The organism is Microbacterium hydrocarbonoxydans (genome assembly GCF_900105205.1).
In the GTDB taxonomy this organism is placed as follows: domain Bacteria; phylum Actinomycetota; class Actinomycetes; order Actinomycetales; family Microbacteriaceae; genus Microbacterium; species Microbacterium hydrocarbonoxydans.
The window spans coordinates 2,332,702-2,352,299 of sequence record NZ_FNSQ01000005.1 but is presented as its reverse complement, the minus strand read 5'-3'; the positions used below and the strand labels follow the sequence as shown (position 1 = coordinate 2,352,299).

The 19,598-nt window shown below is 68.7% G+C and carries 16 protein-coding genes; 13 read left to right on the top strand and 3 right to left on the bottom strand.

What is annotated here, in order from left to right; genetic code table 11:
- Positions 1-46 precede the first annotated feature (46 nt).
- The 5 genes from nusA to BLW44_RS11660 all read left to right on the top strand — a co-directional run bounded on the left by nusA (position 47) and on the right by BLW44_RS11660 (position 7,056).
- A complete protein-coding gene (gene nusA / locus BLW44_RS11680; RefSeq protein WP_060928044.1) occupies positions 47-1,030 on the top strand; it encodes a transcription termination factor NusA in 984 nt (327 codons plus the stop codon).
- A 59-nt stretch (positions 1,031-1,089) separates the two neighbouring features.
- On the top strand, positions 1,090-1,344 hold the full coding sequence (locus tag BLW44_RS11675; protein WP_074731775.1) for a YlxR family protein: 255 nt from the start codon (positions 1,090-1,092) through the stop codon (positions 1,342-1,344).
- A gap of 95 nt (positions 1,345-1,439) precedes the next feature.
- Positions 1,440-4,256, top strand: coding sequence for a translation initiation factor IF-2 (gene infB, locus BLW44_RS11670; RefSeq protein ID WP_074731773.1), 2,817 nt, complete (start codon positions 1,440-1,442; stop codon positions 4,254-4,256).
- A 71-nt stretch (positions 4,257-4,327) separates the two neighbouring features.
- Positions 4,328-4,774, top strand: a complete 447-nt coding sequence (rbfA, locus tag BLW44_RS11665; protein ID WP_060928459.1) for a 30S ribosome-binding factor RbfA — start codon at positions 4,328-4,330, stop codon at positions 4,772-4,774.
- A gap of 134 nt (positions 4,775-4,908) precedes the next feature.
- A complete protein-coding gene (locus BLW44_RS11660; protein ID WP_060928458.1) occupies positions 4,909-7,056 on the top strand; it encodes a helix-turn-helix transcriptional regulator in 2,148 nt (715 codons plus the stop codon).
- Positions 7,057-7,060: 4 nt separating this feature from the next.
- Here the strand turns inward: BLW44_RS11660 and BLW44_RS11655 are convergent, their stop codons facing one another.
- Positions 7,061-7,960: an HhH-GPD family protein gene (locus tag BLW44_RS11655; RefSeq protein ID WP_082724646.1), complete on the bottom strand. Its 900-nt coding sequence runs from the start codon at positions 7,958-7,960 to the stop codon at positions 7,061-7,063.
- Positions 7,961-8,045: 85 nt separating this feature from the next.
- Here BLW44_RS11655 and truB point away from each other — a divergent pair, with 85 nt between their 5' ends.
- The 6 genes from truB to BLW44_RS11625 all read left to right on the top strand — a co-directional run bounded on the left by truB (position 8,046) and on the right by BLW44_RS11625 (position 14,361).
- Positions 8,046-8,939 carry a tRNA pseudouridine(55) synthase TruB gene (truB, locus tag BLW44_RS11650; RefSeq protein WP_060928457.1) on the top strand — a complete coding sequence of 298 codons (894 nt, stop codon included), beginning with the start codon at positions 8,046-8,048 and terminating at the stop codon, positions 8,937-8,939.
- The gene (locus BLW44_RS11645) at positions 8,936-9,304 is read left to right on the top strand and encodes a hypothetical protein (protein WP_060928456.1); all 369 of its coding nucleotides are present in this window, start codon (positions 8,936-8,938) and stop codon (positions 9,302-9,304) included. Before truB ends, BLW44_RS11645 begins: the two co-directional genes overlap by 4 nt.
- A gap of 54 nt (positions 9,305-9,358) precedes the next feature.
- Positions 9,359-9,805 carry a hypothetical protein gene (locus BLW44_RS11640; RefSeq protein WP_060928455.1) on the top strand — a complete coding sequence of 149 codons (447 nt, stop codon included), beginning with the start codon at positions 9,359-9,361 and terminating at the stop codon, positions 9,803-9,805.
- Positions 9,802-10,755 (top strand): bifunctional riboflavin kinase/FAD synthetase, encoded by a 954-nt coding sequence (locus BLW44_RS11635; protein ID WP_060928454.1) that lies wholly within the window; start codon positions 9,802-9,804, stop codon positions 10,753-10,755. Before BLW44_RS11640 ends, BLW44_RS11635 begins: the two co-directional genes overlap by 4 nt.
- A gap of 208 nt (positions 10,756-10,963) precedes the next feature.
- A complete protein-coding gene (locus tag BLW44_RS11630) occupies positions 10,964-13,108 on the top strand; it encodes a DEAD/DEAH box helicase (protein WP_060928453.1) in 2,145 nt (714 codons plus the stop codon).
- A 224-nt stretch (positions 13,109-13,332) separates the two neighbouring features.
- Positions 13,333-14,361, top strand: a complete 1,029-nt coding sequence (locus BLW44_RS11625) for an ATP-dependent 6-phosphofructokinase (protein ID WP_060928452.1) — start codon at positions 13,333-13,335, stop codon at positions 14,359-14,361.
- A 224-nt stretch (positions 14,362-14,585) separates the two neighbouring features.
- Here BLW44_RS11625 and BLW44_RS11620 read toward each other — a convergent pair whose 3' ends face one another.
- Together BLW44_RS11620 and BLW44_RS11615 are read right to left on the bottom strand one after the other, a co-directional pair.
- The gene (locus BLW44_RS11620; RefSeq protein ID WP_060928451.1) at positions 14,586-15,419 is read right to left on the bottom strand and encodes an endonuclease domain-containing protein; all 834 of its coding nucleotides are present in this window, start codon (positions 15,417-15,419) and stop codon (positions 14,586-14,588) included.
- A 215-nt stretch (positions 15,420-15,634) separates the two neighbouring features.
- Entirely contained in the window at positions 15,635-17,731 is a 2,097-nt protein-coding gene (locus tag BLW44_RS11615; RefSeq protein ID WP_060928450.1) for a S9 family peptidase, read from the bottom strand.
- 155 nt (positions 17,732-17,886) lie between these two features.
- On the opposite strand from BLW44_RS11615, the gene BLW44_RS11610 reads away from it, so the two are divergent.
- Both BLW44_RS11610 and BLW44_RS11605 read left to right on the top strand, forming a co-directional pair.
- On the top strand, positions 17,887-19,251 hold the full coding sequence (locus BLW44_RS11610; protein ID WP_060928449.1) for an inorganic phosphate transporter: 1,365 nt from the start codon (positions 17,887-17,889) through the stop codon (positions 19,249-19,251).
- Entirely contained in the window at positions 19,248-19,583 is a 336-nt protein-coding gene (locus BLW44_RS11605; protein WP_060928448.1) for a hypothetical protein, read from the top strand. The genes BLW44_RS11610 and BLW44_RS11605 overlap by 4 nt, the downstream gene beginning before the upstream one ends.
- Positions 19,584-19,598: the final 15 nt, after the last annotated feature.

The following is a 19,598-nucleotide window of genomic DNA, read 5'->3' as shown; positions in this document are numbered from 1 at the left end:
GTCGCGCGTGCACACCCGCGCGACGAGAGCTGAATAGGGAGCCGTCATGGATATCGAACTGAGTCTTTTGCGTGGGATCGAGAAGGAGAAGGCGATTCCCTTCGATGAACTCGTCTCGATCATCGAACAGGCCATCCTGACCGCGTACTCGAAGCACGTCTCCGCAGACGGAGCCACCCCCGAAGGGGTTCGCGTCGAACTCGATCGTCGAACCGGGCACGTCGCCGTGCTGCAGGTCGTCAAGGACGAAGACGGCGCGATCATCGGCGAGGAGGAGGCCACGCCCGACGACTTCGGACGCATCGCGGCCTTCGCAGCCAAGCAGGTCATCAGCCAGCGTCTGCGAGACATCGCGGACGACGTCGTGCTCGGCGACTTCAAGGACAAGGAGGGCGACATCGTCGCTGGAGTGATCCAGCAGGGACCGAACCCCCGCATGATCCACGTCGATCTCGGAGCCGTCGAGGCGATCCTTCCTCCCGAGGAGCAGGTTCCGGGCGAGGAGTACACCCACGGATCCCGTCTCCGCGTGTACGTGACCAGCGTCGCGAAGGGCCTCAAGGGGCCGCAGATCACGGTCTCGCGCACCCATCCTGGCCTCGTCCGCAAGCTGTTCGCGCTGGAAGTCCCTGAGATCGCCGCCGGGCTGGTCGAGATCGTCTCGCTCGCCCGCGAGGCCGGCCACCGCACGAAGATCGCCGTCCGGGCGAACGACCCGGCCATCAACGCCAAGGGTGCCTGCATCGGCGAGATGGGACGTCGCGTCCGTGCCGTCACCGAAGAGCTCGCGGGCGAGAAGATCGACATCGTCGACTTCGATCCGGAACTCGCGCCCTTCGTCGCGAACGCTCTCTCGCCGGCCAAGGTGACCAGCGCGTTCATCCTCGACGCGAACACCAAGGCCGTACGTGCCCTGGTGCCCGACTACCAGCTGTCGCTAGCGATCGGCAAGGAGGGGCAGAACGCCCGCCTGGCCGCCAAGCTCACCGGCGCGAAGATCGACATCCAGCCGGACAGCGTCCTGGACTGACCCCTCGTGACATCCGACTCGCGCCCCTCGCGCGAGTCGGATGGGAACTCAGGTGTAAGATGGAACCCGTACGAACGTGCGTCGGCTGTCGCACGCGTGCTCCCCGCTCCACTCTTCTCAGGGTGGTGTCTCAGAACGACATCCTCGTCCTCGATGAGAGTGCTGTCCTGCCGGGGCGCGGCGCGTGGGTGCATCCGACACCCGATTGCATCGAATCCGCACTGCGGCGACGGGCCTTCGGACGAGCACTGCGCGTCTCCAGCGATCTGGACACGCGGATCATCGAACAGCACCCACCAAGAAACAAAGGCTGAACGGCTATGGAAACAAAGTGAACGGCTCGAAATGAGACCCGTCCGCGACTAGTGGTCTGCCCTGTCTGGGTGGACCGACCCCAGACAGGAGAATTGTGGCTGGTAAACCACGCGTACACGAGATCGCCGCCGAACTCGGCGTCGACAGCAAGATCGCACTTGCAAAGCTCAAGGAACTCGGAGAGTTCGTCAAGAGCCCCTCGTCGACCATCGAACCTCCGGTGGCGCGAAAGCTTCGCGCTGCCATCGAATCGGATGCCTCACTGAAGGCCTCCGCAGACGCTGCACCCGCAGCGGCGAAGCCTGCGGCCAAAACCGGTGCAGCCAAGCCCGGTGCTGCCAAGCCCGGTGCTGCCAAGCCCGGAGCCGCGAAGCCCGGTGCGTCTGCACCGAGTGCTGCTGCACCGAGTGCCTCCGGCGCTCCGACCCCCGGTCCGAAGCCGGGCCCGAAGCCCGCTCCGGCGCCGGAAGCACCTGCTGCCCCGGCCGCCGAGGCTCCGGCCGAGCCCGCCGCTCCCGCGGCTGCGACGCCCGGCCCCGCCGCGGCGAAGCCCGCTGACGGCGGAGCGCCCAAGCCCGGAGCCCCGCGCCCCGGCAACAACCCGTTCTCGTCGGCGCAGGGCATGGGCCAGCGTCCGACCGGTCCCCGGCCCGGCAACAACCCCTTCGCCTCGGCGCAGGGGATGGGCCAGCGTCCGACCCCCGGCAACATCCCGCGTCCGCAGGCTCCGCGTCCCGGTGCCCCGCGTCCGGGTGCGCCCCGTCCCGGTTCCCCCCGTCCCGGCGCCCCGCGCGGCGGTCAGGGTGGTCGTCCCGGAGGCGCACCGTTCCAGCAGCGTCCGGGTGGACCCGGTCGTCCCGGCGGTGCCGGTGGACCTGGTGGCGGACCCGGTGCTCGTCCCGGTGGTGGCTTCGCAGGTCGTCCCGGCGGCGGCGGAGGCCGCGGTCGTGGTCCCGGTGGTGGTACCGCTGGTGCCTTCGGCAAGGGCGGCGGCAAGAGCAAGCAGCGCAAGTCGCGGCGGGCGAAGCGGCAGGAATTCGAGATGCGGAGTGCCCCGGTCGTCGGTGGCGTCAACGTCACCCGCGGTAACGGGGAGATCATCCGGATGCGCCGCGGCGCGTCGATCGCGGACTTCGCCGACAAGATCGAAACGCTGACCGGCTACACGGTGCAGCCGGGAACCCTCGTCACGATCCTCTTCAACCTCGGCGAGATGGCCACGGCCACCGAGTCGCTGGACGAGGCGACGTTCGAGGTCCTGGGTGCCGAGCTCGGCTACAAGATCCAGATGGTCTCGCCCGAGGACGAGGACAAGGAGCTCCTCGAGGGCTTCGGTCTCAACCTCGAGCAGGAGCTGGAGGCGGAGAGCGAGGATGACCTCGAGATCCGTCCCCCGGTGGTCACCGTCATGGGTCACGTCGACCACGGTAAGACCCGACTCCTCGACGCGATCCGTCAGACCAACGTCATCGAGGGTGAGGCCGGAGGCATCACCCAGCACATCGGTGCGTACCAGGTCTGGACCGAGCACGAGGGCATCGAGCGCGCCATCACCTTCATCGACACCCCTGGTCACGAGGCGTTCACCGCCATGCGTGCTCGTGGAGCGCAGGTCACCGACCTGGCGATCCTCGTGGTCGCGGCCGACGACGGCATCATGCCGCAGACGGTCGAGGCGCTGAACCACGCCCAGGCGGCGAACGTGCCGATCGTGGTCGCGGTGAACAAGGTCGACAAGCCCGAGGCCAACCCGGCCAAGGTCCGTCAGCAGCTCACCGAGTACGGTCTGGTCGCCGAGGAGTACGGCGGAGACGTCATGTTCGTCGACGTGTCGGCGCGTGCCAACACCGGAATCCAGGAACTCCTGGACGCGGTGCTGCTCACCGCAGACGCCGGCCTCGACCTCACCGCCAACCCGAACAAGGCCGCTCGCGGTGTCGCCATCGAGGCGAAGCTCGACAAGGGGCGCGGTTCGGTCGCCACGGTGCTGATCCAGTCCGGAACGCTCCGCATCGGTGACGCGATCGTCGCGGGCACGGCATACGGCCGTGTGCGTGCGATGGCCGACGAGAACGGCGAGCAGGTCCTCGAGGCCTACCCGTCGCGTCCGGTGCAGGTGCAGGGTCTCAACTCCGTGCCGCGTGCCGGCGATGTCTTCATCGTCACCGAGGAAGACCGCATGGCCCGCCAGATCGCCGAGAAGCGTGAAGCGGTCGAGCGCAACGCCCAGCTGGCCAAGGCCCGCAAGCGCATCTCGCTCGAGGACTTCACCCGTGCTCTCGAAGAGGGCAAGGTCGAGTCGCTCAACCTCATCATCAAGGGTGACGTCTCCGGTGCCGTCGAGGCACTCGAGGAGTCGCTGCTCAAGATCGAGGTCGACGACTCGGTGCAGCTGCGCATCATCCACCGCGGTGTGGGTGCGATCACCGAGTCCGACGTCAACCTCGCGACGATCGACAACGCGATCATCGTGGGCTTCAACGTCCGTCCCGACACGAAGGCGCGCGAGCGCGCTCAGCGTGAAGGCGTGGACATCCGGTTCTACTCCGTCATCTACAACGCGATCGACGAGATCGAGAGCTCGCTCAAGGGCATGCTCAAGCCGGAGTACGAAGAGGTCCAGTCGGGTGTCGCCGAGATCCGCGAGGTGTTCCGCTCCTCGAAGTTCGGCAACATCGCCGGTGTCATCGTGCGATCGGGAACGATCACGCGCAACGCCAAGGCTCGCGTCATCCGCGACGGCGTCGTCATCGCCGATGGCCTCGCCATCGAGTCGCTGCGCCGCTTCAAGGACGATGTCACCGAGGTGCGTACGGACTACGAGGCCGGTATCGGCCTCGGCAAGTTCAACGACATCCAGATCGGTGACGAGATCGAGACGACAGAGCTGGTCGAGAAGCCTCGCGGCTGATCGAGTTCGATATCTTCGGGCGAGGGTGCGTCATGCATCCTCGCCCGAAGGGTACGTAGAGGGAGAGAACAATGGCTGGTGAACGACAGGCCCGACTGGCCGATCGCATTCGTGTGATCCTCGCCGAGCGGCTCGAGAAGGGGCTGCGCGACCCGCGCCTCGGCTTCGTCACGATCACGGATGTCCGGGTGAGCGGCGATCTCCAGCACGCCTCGGTCTTCTACACGGTGCTCGGCACGGAGGAGGAGCGCCTCTCCAGTGGAGCCGCCCTGACCTCGGCGACGGGCATGCTGCGCAGCGAGGTGGGACGACAGCTCAGCACCCGTCTGGTGCCGACTCTGGAGTTCATCCCCGATGCCCTGCCGGAGAACGCCGACCACATCTCTGCCCTGCTGCGTCAGGCCCAGGAGCGGGACGCCGAGGTGGCGAAGCTGGCCTCCTCCGCCTCGCACGCAGGCGATGCGGACCCGTACGTGCGTCAGGACGAGGACGAGGACGAGGACCAGCCGCAGCCGTAGGTCGCGCGATATTCCTCCTTGAGGAACGACCCCAGAACGGGGTGGGTGTTGCTACCCTCACCTGAGCGAGTGGATGCTCGTACGGGCTGGGGGGGTTCGGCATCGACGTTTCGATTGTGCGCGGGGGGACTGCGGTGTCGCCGGACATCGTCGAGATTGTTCTCGAGGAGCTGATCAGGCGTGATCTGAGCTGCGCGCCGCACGTGGTCGCGTCGTTGGTCGTGCAGGTGACTGCCGACCCCGCGTCCGTCGCGGCCATCGCAGAGCAGCTGGAGGGGGAGCAGCGCCAAGGACTCAGTCCGTTGCCGTCGCCGCTGCCCCTGGTGACGCCGATCGAGTTGCTCTTCGCGAGGCTCGACCTGTCTGAGCGAGACAGGGCGACGCTTCTCGCGGCGTCTCTCACCCTCGATGACCGGCTCGGACCGTTGATCGAATTCGACGGTCGCTCCGCACGGAAGCTCTCCGAGGCCCGGATCGGCGGTCTGCTCGAGCTGCACGCCGGTCGCGCGAGGATCGCCGACCCTCGACTCGCGATCTGGCTGCAGGCGACGAGCTCGTCATCCGCTGTCGTCGCGGTGCATGAGAGGCTGCACCGGCTCTTCGTGGCCCGAGGCGAGAGCATCGACGCAGCCTGGCACGCCGCGAGAGCATCGACGGTCCGCGATCCGGCGATCGCGGACGAGCTCGTCCGGGTGGCGCGGGAGCACTCGGAAGCCGGGCTGAGCGAGCGCGCCTTCGGATTGGCTGCCGAGGCCGCAGCGCACAGCACGGGCGCACACCGCGACGAGGCGCTGCTCGTCGCCGGAGTCGCCGCGATCGCTGCCGGCTACGCGGTCGCCGCAGCAGAGACGCTCGGCGCCCTGTTCCCGGATGCGGACGAGCTCGTGCGCCTGCACGGTCTCGGCGGACTGTTCGTGGCGCAGGCGCACCTTCGCGGAGGAGTCCCGGAGGTCGAGACGGCGGTGCTGCACCCCCACGGCGATGACCCGGAGCGCTGGTACGCCTGGGCGCGAGCGGCTGCCTTCGCCGCCGTGCTGTGCGCCGAGCGCGGGGATCGCCGAGGAATGCGCTCCTGGCTCGACGCGCTCAGGGAGGGATCGGCGAAGACCAGCGCGGACCGCGAACTCCGTGACCCGGTCGTCGCCCTCGCGTGGCTCGTCGCAGGGGATCGGGAGTTCGACGAGGTGCACAGCGCCGGGCCGATGACGGGGGCGATGCTGCAGGCGCTCCGGGCGGCGATCGAGGGCGACGTGGATCGTGGCCTGCGACTGCTCGCGGTCGCTGACGTCGGCCTCGGGGCGGAGGTCGATCCTTTCGTCGCGGGGTTCGAGCGCAGTCCGCTGGTCGGTGCCTATCGCGCCGTCACGGAGGTCCTGCTCCTGATCTGGCGGGGCGACATCGGTGCTGCCAGGGAGCGGATGCGACGCGCAGCCGTCGACCTGCCCGTCGCCCTGCCGTTCGCGGGACTCGGCGTGGTGATGGCACGACGGCTCGATCTGGCTGTGCTGGGACACCTCGGACCCGTGGCGAAAGCGCTCACTGCGGCGCTTCCCACACCGCTGCGCATCGATCTGCTCGTCGACCGCGCCGTCGAGGCCTTTCTCGCGGGGCGATCGGACGAAGCGGCGCTGTGCATGCGGCTGTGGCGTGATCGGGGTGCTCCCGAGCCGACGCTCGTCGTCCCGGGGCTGGATGAGGCCGTCGTGGTCACGGGGGGTGCGATGTGGGACCAGCGCACCATCGAACCGCCGGAGGTCACCCTCGCGCAAGAGCTGAGGGTCCGAATCACGAGCTGCTCGGATGAGGAGTGGCGCTCCGAGGCACCGCTGGTCGTCGCTGCGGCCCGCACGCTGACCTCTCCCTTCTCTCGGGGGAGGGTGGAGGCCATGATCGGCACTCGCTCGCTGATCAAGGGTGACACAGAGGCCGGCAGAGCGCACCTGGCGATGGCCCGCAACCTGCTCGAGGACGCGGGGGCGGATGCGTGGGCTCGTGCGATCTCCGTCCGGCTCGGCAACGTCGACACCGGAGAACATCCCTTCAGTCCGTCCAGGGATCCGCTCGCCTCATGCCGCAGGGTCTGGGAGTCGATGTTGACGGCTCGCGAGTTCGAGGTGGCGATGCTGGTGGTCAGCGGGTCGCCGAACCGCGAGATCGCGTCCGCGCTGCACGTGTCGGTGCGCACGGTGGAGGTGCACCTGGGACGCGTCTTCGCGAAGCTGGAGGTTCGCACCAGAGTGGAGCTGACGGTGCTCGCGCACCGCATCGGGCAGTTCGTCTGACCGGTCAGCGGGGGAGCGAGAGCAGTTCGCCGTCTGCCTCGGCGAGTCCGTCGGCGATCAGCGAATCGATCGCACGATCGCGCTGCAGCGCATCCGGCCAGTCGGGCAGGACAGCGGAGACCGGCACCGCATCGGGTGACGCCGTGCGCAGGAGCCTCAGCACCGCACCCCGCGCCTGACGATCCGATCCCTCGAAGGCGGCCTGCCGGCGGCGGGTGTCCCCGGTGTCGGGGCGCCCGGCGGCGACCCAGGCGCACGTGCCGACCAGCGGGCAGCTCTCGCAACGCGGAGTCCTGGCGATGCACACCGTCGCCCCCAGCTCCATGGCGGCGGCGTTGAAGACCGCGGAGGCGGCATCGTCAGCGGGAAGCAGCGAGTCCATCAGCTGCAGGTCGCGGCGCGACGGGGAGCCGGGCTGTGCCTGGCCCTGCACGGCGCGAGCGAGGACGCGTCGCGTGTTCGTGTCGACGACCGGATGCCTGTCGCCATAGGCGAACACGGCCACGGCCCTGGCCGTGTAGTCGCCGATCCCGGAGAGCGCGAGGAGAGCGTCCACGTCTCGCGGTACGGTGCCGCCGTGCCTGTCAACGATCTCGACGGCTGCGCGGTGCAGCCACAGGGCGCGGCGCGGGTACCCGAGATTCGCCCACTGCTGCACGACCTGCGCCGGTGTGGCCCCGGCCATGGCCGTCGGAGTCGGCCACCGATCGAGCCAGGCCTCTAGGTGCGGGATCACCCTGTTCACCGGAGTCTGCTGGAGCATGAACTCGCTGACGAGTGTGCCCCATGCGCCGAACCGGTCGTGGAACTCCGGGCGTCTCCAGGGCAGATCCCGGGCGGTGCGCCGGTACCACGACGTCAGAGGCAGCGATTCCGCGGCGTCTGGAGGCGAAGTCGATGGCACCTCGACAGCCTAAGCGACCGGCGCCGGGGAGGGTCCCGCGAGGCCCACGACAGAGCACCGGGCGCTCGCATCGTAGGCTGGAGCAATGGTCTCGCCCGGCATCCTCCTCGTCGACAAGCCCGCTGGACTGACCAGCCATGATGTGGTCGCCCGCACCCGCCGCGCCCTCGGGACGCGGAAGGTCGGGCATGCAGGTACTCTCGACCCGATGGCCACCGGTCTGCTCGTGATCGGCGTGGAGGGCGCGACGCGCCTCCTCACCTACATCGTGGGTGCCGACAAGACCTACCACGCGACCATCCGGCTCGGACAGACGACCGGTACGGACGACGCGGACGGAGAGATCGTCACCACCGCGTCGGAGGCCGACGTGCTCGGCGTCACGCCGGAGCGAGTGGCGGCGGGTATCGCCGCATTGACGGGTCGGATCTCGCAGGTGCCGAGTTCGGTGTCGGCGATCAAGGTCGACGGTCGCCGCGCGTACGATCGTGTCCGCGCGGGCGAAGAGGTCGTCCTCGCGGCTCGCGAGGTGACCGTCTCGCGCTTCGACGTCCTCGCCGAGCGCACCGCCGACGGATTCAGGGATCTCGACGTCGTCGTCGACTGCTCCTCCGGCACCTACATCCGCTCGCTCGCCCGCGACCTGGGTGCCGATCTCGGCGTGGGGGGCCACCTCACCGCGCTGCGACGGACGAAGGTGGGTGACTTCGATGTCGCGGATGCCGCGGTGATCGACGATATCGATGAGGCAGCGCTGCTGACCCCGGCGGCCGCGGCGGCGCGAGTGCTCGACGTGCTGCCCGTCTCGAATGCCGAGGCCACCGACCTCAGGCACGGCAAGAGGCTCGTCGGGCAGTCGACCAGGCTCGACGGCAGCCGCGCTGCGGCGATCGACGAGGACGGCGTCCTCGTCGGAGTCGTCGAGAGACGCGGCGACGACCTCAAGAGTGCGATGAACATGCCGGAGGTCGCGCGATGATCCTCTGGCTCACCATCGTGCAGATCGCGGTGGCCGCGGCAGCCGGGCTCTTCTGCGTCGCTCTCGGACTCGCGGGCCGTCGACCGAGCGACTTCTCGGTCGGGTCGCTCGCGCTCGTCGAGCTGCTGCTCGTGGTCCAGGTCGTTGCGGCGATCGTCGCCCCGCTGGCGGGGAACCCCCCGACCGGCGATCTGCTCGAGTACTGGGTCTACCTCGTCTCCGCTGTACTGCTGCCGATCGGCGCGGTGCTGTGGGCGCTCATGGAGCGCAGCAGATGGAGCACGGTGATCCTCGGCGTCGCGGCTCTCGCGGTCGCGATCATGGTGTGGCGCATGCATGTGATCTGGACCATCCAGGTGGCCTGAGCGGGGTCCCTCGCGCATCCGCGGCACTCGGCCCGGACCTAGAATGGTGGGGCTATGAGCACCACCGCACCCACCTCCCGGATGACCGGCATCGGCCGCGTCCTCGTCATCGTGTACGCCGTCATGGCGCTGGCTGCGACCGGTCGCAGCTTCGTGCAGATCTTCCGGCAGTTCGACGAGGCACCGCTCGCGTACTCCCTGTCCGCCCTCGCGGCCGCCGTCTACATCCTCGCGACGCTGGCGCTCGTGCTCGCGGATCGTCGAGGCTGGTACGCCGTGGCCTGGGTGGCTATCGTCTTCGAGCTGACCGGCGTCCTCGTCGTGGGAGTGCTGAGCATCGTCTTCCCCGATCTCTTCCCGCATGACACCGTCTGGTCGATGTTCGGCCGCGGGTATCTGTTCATCCCGCTGGTCCTTCCCGTGTTCGGCATCTGGTGGCTGCGCACGCACCGTCCGTCTCCCGCTCGGCAGGAAGCCACCGCAGCCGAGGTCGCCGCATGATCGTCTTCCGCGACCCTCACGACGTGCCGGCCGATTTCGGCCCCTCCGTGGTCGCGATCGGCAAGTTCGACGGTGTGCATGCCGGCCACCGCGCCGTGATCCGGCGGCTCAAGGAGATCGCGGATGCGACGGGAACCCGGTCGGTGGCCGTCACGTTCGATCGCAACCCGCTCGCCGTGCTGCGGCCCGACCGGTGCCCCGAGAACGTCGTCACGGTCGAGCGCAAGCTGGAGCTGCTGAGCGAGCTCGACCTCGACGCGACGCTTCTGCTGACCTTCGATGCGGAGCTCGCATCGCGCAGCGCCGAGGACTTCGTGACCGGCATCCTCGTGGATGCTCTGCAGGTCGCGACCGTGCTGGTCGGCCAGGACTTCCGCTTCGGGCACGGGGGAGCGGGGACCCCCGAGCTGCTGCGACGGCTCGGGCCCGAGCACGGCTTCTCGGTGGAGGTCGTCGACGACGTCTTCCTCGACGGATCAGACCGTCGGGTGTCGTCGACCTGGATCCGCGAACTCCTCATGGACGGGGACGTCGCCGCCGCCGCCCGTGTGCTCGACCGCCACGTCGACGTGCGCGGAGAGGTCGTGCACGGACTCAAGCGCGGCAGGGAGCTCGGATTCCCGACGGCGAACCTCTCGGCATCGGTCGACTCGTTCGTGCCGGCCGACGGCGTCTATGCTGGCTGGCTCGTCGACCATCACACGGGACTCCGGCATCGCGCGGCGATCTCGGTCGGCACCAACCCGACGTTCGACGACGTGCTCGAGCGGCAGGTCGAGGCGCACGTGATCGGCGAGCAGGATCTGGATCTCTACGGCCACGACGTGACGGTCGAGTTCGTCGAGCGGCTGCGGGGAATGGTGGCCTTCGAGGGGATCGAGAAGTTGAAGGACCAGATGGCGGCTGATGTCACCGACGCCGAGCGGGTGCTCGCGCGCGTCAGCGGCTGAACTCCGCGGGAACTCTCCGTGTCCTGATCCGCGTCGCCCTGTCGTCATGCCATAGAATGGGCGTCGGTGGTCCCCGATCCTCGCGCGTCATTCGCTCGTCGACGATCACCGGAGACACTGTTCGTACGGTCCTGGCTCACGCCACACGCGGACACCGAGAACGGCCGACGCATCCCCGGATGCTCCGGCCTTCACGCTCAGGAGGAGCATGCCGACCACGGCAACTGCCGCAACACGGCGCAAGAAGACGTCCCGTCGCGATGATGAGGCACCCCTCATCCCGATCCTCGCGCGCAAGGTGCGCGAGATCGAGGCGAAGTCGCAGCGGGGGAAGCTGGGCCCGACCAATCGGGTCAAGTTCCAGGTGATCGCGTTCCTGGTGCGCGAGGAGCGTGCCAGGGTGAAGGCCGACACCGAGATCGCGGACGCCGCACGCGCGGAGCTCCTCAAGCGTCTCGACGGCGTCGCCACGATCCTCGCCAAGACGGCGGCGCGCGACACCTCGCTGATCCAGCTTCTCGAGGCCGACCAGGCCACGTCGCCGGTCGCGAAGCGCATGCGCCGCGACTGGCTGCTCGAGTCGGGGGCTGAACTCGCCCCCGAAGAGCTCATCATCGCCGACATCGCCCCGGTGCAGGCGCCGGTCGTCTCCGCGGCGATCGCCGAGCGCCAGGTGACCCCGCCTTCTGTGGAGGCGCGTCAGCTCGCCAATCCGTTCCTCGCCCCCGATCTCACACCGCGGGCCAGCACGACCCCGCGCCGCAGACTCGACGGCTGGGAGCTCATGGGCCCCCTCTACAAGGCCTTCGAGACCGGCGCCGGTGGTGGCGCGGCGAGCATGGATCTGCCGCCCGCGCCCGAGTACGACCACCTCTCGCCCAAGGGGCTCGAGGTCATGGTGCACCAGTCGCGGTTCCTGGAAGCCGTGCGCGAAGGCCACCGCAGCTTCCTGCTGGCCGATGAGCCGGGTCTGGGAAAGACCGCGCAGTCCGTGCTTGCGGCCTCGGTGGCCGGGGCCTACCCGCTCCTGGTCGTGGTGCCGAACGTGGTCAAGATGAACTGGGCGCGCGAGGTAGAGCGCTGGACGCCGCAGCGTCGTGCCACCGTGATTCAGGGAGACGGCGACGACATCGACGCGTTCGCCGACGTCTTCATCGTCAACTACGAGATCCTCGATCGCCACATGTCCTGGCTCGCATCGATCGGCCTCCGCGGCATGGTCGTCGACGAGGCGCACTTCATCAAGAACCTCAGCTCGCAGCGCTCGCAGAACGTGCTCTCGCTTGCGAACCGGGTGCGGGAGCGCACGCCGGGCGGCAACCCGCTGATGCTCGCGCTCACGGGTACGCCGCTGATCAACGACGTCGAGGACTTCGACGCGATCTGGCGCTTCCTCGGCTGGACCACAGGTGAGAAGCCCGGCCCCGAGCTGATGGAGAAGTTGGATGCCACCGGCTTCACGCCCGCAGACAAGGCGTTCTACCCGGAGGCCCGCGAGGCGGTGATCTCGATGGGGATCGTCCGGCGCAAGAAGAAGGACGTCGCTGCCGACCTCCCCGACAAGCTCATCGCGGATCTGCCCGTGCAGTTGGACGACGAGTTCGGTCGGGGCATCCGTCAGGCCGAGCGCGAGCTCGGCGAGCGGCTCGCGGCCCGGTACCGCCGGATCATCGAGGCGCGCGGCGATCGCGGTCTCGCGCCCGGCGAGATCGACGACGACATCGTCCGACTCGTGGCTCAGAACGAGCTCGAGGAGTCCAAGGCCGCCGGCACCGGGGGAGACAACGTCTTCACCATGGTGCGCCGGATCGGCCAGGCGAAGGCGCACCTCGCGGCCGACTACGCGGCTCAGCTGCAGCGCTCGGTGGGCAAGGTCGTCTTCTTCGCCAAGCACATCGACGTGATGGATCAGGCGGAGGCGCACTTCGCATCCGCCGGCATCCGCTCAGTGTCGATCCGCGGCGACCAGACCTCCACCGCGCGCCAGCAGGCGATCGACGACTTCAACAGCGATCCCGAGGTGGGGATCGCGGTGTGCTCGCTGACTGCCGCGGGTGTCGGCCTGAACATGCAGGCAGCGTCGAACGTCGTGCTCGCGGAGCTGTCATGGACGGCGGCCGAGCAGACGCAGGCGATCGACCGCGTGCACCGCATCGGGCAGGACGAGCCGGTCACCGCCTGGCGCATCATCGCGGCGCACACCGTCGATGCGAAGATCGCGGAGCTCATCGATCAGAAGCAGGGACTCGCGGCGCGAGCGCTCGACGGGGAGGCCCTGGACGAGGCGGCCGCGGAGCCTGTGCAGCTCGGTGCCCTCATGCACCTCCTGCGCGAGGCTCTCGGGGCGTCCTGACTGCTCCTCTGACCTCAGAAGTCGGCGTTAAGAATGCAGATTCTTGACGCCGATTTCTGTCTGTCGGCGGAGTGAATCGGCATTTCTGAGGAATCGTCGCGAATCGGCCGCAAGATCCTTCGTTTTCATCGCCTCGAATGGCGCGCAGTCGCTCCGTAGCGCTAGTGTCGATCGCAGGCAGCGTCGCCTAGTTCCCCCTTTTCCCGAACCCGTCTGAGGCAAGCATGAAGATCGGCATTCTGACGAGCGGCGGCGACTGCCCCGGACTCAACGCGGTCATCCGCGGCATCGTGCTCAAGGGCACCACCACGTACGACCTCGAGTTCGTCGGTATCCGCGACGGATGGCGAGGTGTCGTCGACGGCGACTTCTTCCCCCTGACCCGTCACGAGGTGAAGGGACTGTCGAAGGTCGGCGGAACGATCCTCGGCACCAGCCGCACCAACCCCTACGAGGGTGAGCGCGGCGGCGCCGAGAACATCGCCAAGACCCTGTACGGACACAAGATCGACGGCATCATCGCGATCGGCGGCGAGGGCACGCTCGCCGCCGCCGACCGCCTCGCGAAGGACGGCATCAACGTCATCGGCGTGCCGAAGACGATCGACAACGACCTCCGCGCCACCGACTACTCCTTCGGGTTCGACACGGCGGTGAACATCGCCACGGACGCCATGGACCGACTGCGCACCACGGGCGATTCCCACCAGCGCTGCATGGTCGCCGAGGTCATGGGGCGCCACGTCGGCTGGATCGCGCTGCACGCCGGCATGGCCGCCGGAGCGCACGCCATCTGCATCCCCGAGGTACCGATGTCGATCGACGACATCTGCGAGCTCGTCTCGAGCGCGCACGATCGCGGCCGCGCGCCGCTCGTGGTCGTCTCCGAGGGCTTCAAGCTGCTCGGGATGGACGAGGCCTACAGCGACAAGGGCCTCGACGCCTTCAACCGTCCGCGGCTGGGCGGGATCGGCGACCAGCTGGCGCCCGCCATCGAGCGCATCACGGGGATCGAGACGCGTGCGACGATCCTCGGCCACATCCAGCGCGGCGGCTCGCCGTCGGCGTTCGACCGAGTCCTCGCGACACGCCTGGGACTGCACGCCGCCGACGCCATCGTCGACAAGGCGTGGGGGCAGATGGTGGCCATGCAGGGCACCGACATCGTGCGGGTCCCGTTCGCCGAGGCTCTCGGCGAGCTGAACACGGTGCCGCGCAGTCGTTACGACGAGGCTGCCGCCCTCTTCGGCTGATCCTGCGGTCGCCGCGGGGTGACGCAGCGTCCACGGCAGCCACCGCCACGGCACCCGCCTCCGTAGCATCCGCTGCGTCTGCCGTCGCTGCATCCACCGGCGTCACTGCCGCGGCATCCACTGCGTCCACCGCCCGAAAACAGGACGACCGTCCGAGATCAGGACTATCTGCGGCGCATCCTCCTGATGCGGGACCGTCGTCCTGATTTCGGTCGCATGCGGACTCACCCACGCAGATGCAGCCCCTGGGCGACTGCCGCGCGCACGAGGGGCTGGACCAGCTCGGGTTGGAAGAGCACCTGGTGGTAGTCGAATCGGAGCACACTGTAGCCACGCAGGCGCAGCCGTGCATCCGCTTCGATGTCCCGACGGCGTTCCGCCGCGCCGCTGTGAAAGGCGAACCCGTCCAGCTGGACCGCCAGCAGATCGCCGATCAGCGCATCGAGCGGATGCCCGTCGACCCACACCTGCTGCGTGACGCGCACGCCGATCGCGTGCATCAGCATCACGAAATGGCTTTCCAGCCCTGAATCGGACAGCACGCCGGCGACCTCGGCGATTCGTGACGCCCGTGCGCTGCGCCATTCGATGCGCGACACAACCTCCGGTGCGATCAGGCGCTTGCGGAGAGCGGACTCCCAGATCGCGAGCGCGGTGGCAGGCTCCTGGCATCGCGCCACCTCGTACAGCACGTTGATCAGCGGGTCGACGACGGCATGACGGCCGACCGGCGCCGGCCCGGATGACCAGTGCACGCGCATCCCGTCGGGATCGAATCGTGCCGCTGTCGGTGTGACGGCGGCATGGACGTGGTCATCGGCCGGCGTCCGGAGCTCCAGCCGTCGTGCGGCCGACACGCAGGTGAGGCGTCCGCCGATCGAGATGGCGGCGCGGATCGGAGGATCGCAGGACTTCGAGGCGATCCAGGACCGGCGAAGCCGGAGCACCCGTCTTGAATCGACGGCTGTGGAGACGGCGTGTCGGCTGAAGCCCGCCGCGTAGATGTCGGAGGTGTGCGCAGCCCCATCGCGCCCGTTCAGCCACTCCTCCAACCTCATGCTCCCAGTCTGCGCAGGCGCACGGTCCCGCGGGCCCCGTGCGCCGTCGATGTGGAGCGAACAGCCGCGAGCGCCGAATGTGGAGGGCGAGTAGCGCGCGGCCCGGATCAGGACGACCGCTCCGCATCAGGACGGTCTGCCGGAGATCCTCCTGATCCCGGACGGTCGTCCTGTTCTCGGACGTGCAGGGGGATCCCGCCGGTCACGCCCCGCGGTCAGTCCGCGAGGCCGACCGTGTCGAGGATCCAGGCCAGCTCGAACGCGCGTTCCTTCCAGGAGTTGTAGCGTCCGCTGACGCCGCCGTGTCCCGCGACCATCTCGCACTTGAGCAGCGCGTCCGAGGCACCGGCGACACGCAGCGCCGCGACCCACTTCGCGGGCTCCACGTACAGCACCCTCGTGTCGTTCAGGGAGGTCACGGCGAGGATGCGCGGGTACTCGACGCCCTCACGGACGTTCTCGTACGGCGAGTACGACTTCATGTACTCGTACACGTCGGCCCCGTGCAGCGGATCGCCCCACTCGTCCCACTCGATGACCGTCAGGGGAAGCGAGGGGTCGAGGATCGTGGTCAGCGCATCCACGAACGGCACGGCCGCGAGCACCCCTGCGAACAGCTCGGGTGCGAGGTTCGTCACAGCACCCATGAGAAGACCGCCGGCACTGCCGCCTTCTGCCACGAGGGTGTCGGGCGTCGTGATCCCCTCGGAGATGAGGTGCTGGGCGCACGCCACGAAGTCCGTGAACGTGTTCCGCTTGTTGAGCAGCTTGCCGTCTTCGTACCACTGCCTGCCCATCTCGCCGCCGCCGCGGACATGGGCGACAGCGAAGACGATGCCGCGATCGAGTTCGGAGAGACGGGCCACCGAGAAGCCCGGGTCGATCGAGTGCTCGTACGAGCCGTATCCGTAGAGGTGGACGGGACGCGTGCCGGCGCCCGGCTCGCCGAAGGACCGCTTCCACACCAGCGAGATCGGCACCTGGGTGCCGTCGGATGCCGTCGCCCACGCGCGGCGCTGGTCGTAGTCCAGCGGGTCGTAGCCGCCGAGGACCGCGACCTGCTTGCGCAGCTCCAGCTCGCGCGTCTCGAGGTTCAGCTCGTAGACGGTGCCCGGGGTCACGAACGAGGTGTATCCGAGTCGCAGGTAGGGCGAATGCCATTCCGGGTTGCCGCTCACGCCGGCCGAGTACAGCGGCTCGTCGAAGACGATGTCCTCGACGGCATCCGTCGCGTAATCGAGGAGTCCGACGCGTTCGAGGCCCTCGCGTCGGTACTCGACGGTGGCGAAGTCGCGGAAGGCATCCATGCCGAGCAGCCGTCGTCCCGGCTCGTGGGGGAGGACGACGCGTCGTTCGCCCTGCGGGTCGGACGCTGCGACCGAGACGAGCTCGAAGTCCAGCGCGCCGTCGTTGTGCAGGATGTAGAGCCGGTCATCGCCGTCGACCACGGCGTGCTCGAGCGAGTACTCGACGCCTTCGCGTCGCGGCCAGACGATCCGAGGGGGTGCCGTCAGGTCGCCTGCGAGGTCGACGAGATACTCCTCGCTCGTGATGCTCGACCCGACCGCGATGACGAGGTACTTGCGGCTGCGGGTGATACCGGCGCCCAGCCAGTACTTCTCGTCCGGCTCGTGGAAGAGCTTCACGTCCTCGGACACCGGCGTGCCGAGGCGGTGCAGCCAGAGGGTGTCGGGCCGCCACGCGTCGTCGCGGGTCGTGTACAGGATGCCGGTGCCGTCCGGGGTGAAGAACGCGCCCCCGGTGTCGGGGATCTCGTCGGCGAGCGTTTCGCCGGTCGCGAGGTCGCGCACGTGCACCGTGTAGAGCTCGTCGCCCTCGTGATCGGTCGCCCAGAGGAGCATCGTCGCGTCGTCCGAGGTGTCGAAGGCTCCGAGGGAGAAGAACTCGTGCCCCTCGGCCTCCGCGTTCCCGTCGAGGAGCACGACCTCGCCCGGCACGGCGACGCCCGGCTCGAGCACGGGCGGCGTCCAGTCGCCCTCCGCGGCGGCGGTGCGGCAGTGGATGCCGTACTGGGCGCCCTCCTCCGTGCGGCTGTAGTACCACCAGTCGCCGCGCCGGGTCGGCACGGAGAGGTCGGTCTCCTGCACCCTGCCCTTGATCTCCTGGAACAGCGTCTCGCGGAGGCCGGCGAGATGCGAGAGCTGGGCTTCGGTGTGCGCGTTCTCGGCTTCCAGGTGTGAGATCACCTCCGGAGCATCCTTCTCGCGCAGCCATTCGTACGGATCGTCGAAGGTGTCGCCGTGGTGAGTGCGGAGTGTCGAACGGCGGTCTGCGATCGGGGCATCAGTCACGCCTCCACGCTAGCCCAGGTCGAGTTGACCGGCACTCGACAGGGTGGGAGGATTCAACGGGGCCGGTTAACGGAAGTCAAACCCACGGTGAACTCTTCGTTCATCACGTCGATCACGTCGACACCTCCCTCTTCCTCAACGACCGAAAGCGAACGGTGGAAACCGCAGCCCTCATCGTCGTGCTGGTGATTCTGCTGGCACTCTTCTTCGACTTCACCAACGGGTTCCATGACACCGCGAATGCGATGGCGACCCCGATCGCGACGGGTGCTCTGAAGCCCAAGACCGCGGTCCTCCTCGCCGCCGTGCTGAACCTCGTCGGCGCCTTCCTGTCTACGGAGGTGTCCAAGACCGTCTCGCACGGCATCATCCGCGAGGACACGATCCAAGGCGACGCGTTCCTCCCGATGATCTTCGCGGGTCTCATCGGCGCGATCACGTGGAACATGCTCACCTGGCTGCTCGGCCTGCCGTCGAGCTCCTCCCACGCGCTGTTCGGCGGTCTCATCGGCGCCACCCTGGTGGGCGTCGGGGTGTCGGGCATCGACTTCGGGATGGTGCTGTCGAAGATCATCCTCCCCGCACTCATCGCCCCCCTCACCGCGGGCATCATCGCGTTCGCCGCCACCAAGCTCGCGTATTCGATCACGCGCCGCTACGACGGCAAGCCGGACGGCCGCGACGGGTTCCGCTGGGGTCAGATCTTCACATCGTCCCTCGTCGCGCTCGCGCACGGCACGAACGACGCGCAGAAGACGATGGGCGTCATCACCCTCGCTCTCATCACCGTCGGCTGGCAGAACAGCGAGCAGGCCGATCCCTACCTCTGGGTCATCATCGCGTGCGCGGTCACGATCGCGCTCGGCACCTACCTCGGCGGATGGCGGATCATCCGGACGCTCGGCAAGGGCCTCACCGAGGTCAAGCCCGCACAGGGCTTCTCGGCCGAGAGCTCGACCGCCGCGACCATCCTCGCCTCCAGCGCCTTCGGCTTCGCCCTCTCGACCACGCAGGTCGCGTCGGGGTCGGTCATCGGCTCCGGGCTCGGCCGCCGCGGATCGACCGTGCGCTGGCGCACTGCGGGTCGGATCGCGATCGGCTGGCTGCTCACGCTGCCTGCCGCCGGTGCAGTCGGCGCCCTCGCGGCGCTGCTGATCACCTGGCTGGGCCTGTGGGGCATCGCGATCGATGCGGTGCTCGCCCTCGCGGTGATCATCGGCCTCTTCCTGCGCTCGCGCAAGGATGCCGTGACCCCCGCGAACGCGATGAGCGACGTCGCGGAGTCCGGCCTCGCGGTCGAGCACCCCGATACCCCGCCGCCCACGCGTCGCCAGCAGCGCATCCTGGAGGCGAAGGCCGAGGCGAAGGCGCGTGCCGAGGCCCGCGAGAAGGTCAAGGCGCAGGCGAAGGCCGATGCGAAGGCGAAGGCTGCGGCGAAGGCCGCGAAGAAGGCCCCGGCCACCGGCGCCACGACGCGCATCGAGGATACCGAGACGGCGAACAGCGAGGAGTCGAAGTGAGCGTCGACATCGACTGGGGCGCCTTCGTCCAGGTGTTCCTGGCGGCACTCGTGGGCGCGTGCGCCGTCGTCACCTTCTACGCGTTCGGGCTGCGACTGCTGGTCCGCAGCGGACATGCGCCGGTGGTGAGCCCCGCCGAGTTCACGGACGCGATCACGGTCATCACCGAGAAGGAACTCAAGCGCGCCGCCAAGCAGGCGGCGAAGGCGGCGAAGAAGAGCCCGCTCACCGAGGGGCAGCGGCGCGTGGCCCTGTTCGGCGCGTACGGATGCTTCGCGCTGTGCGCCGCGGCCGTGGTCGCCGGCATCTTCATCATCGTCGTCGGGCACTGAGAGCGATCGCGTCCA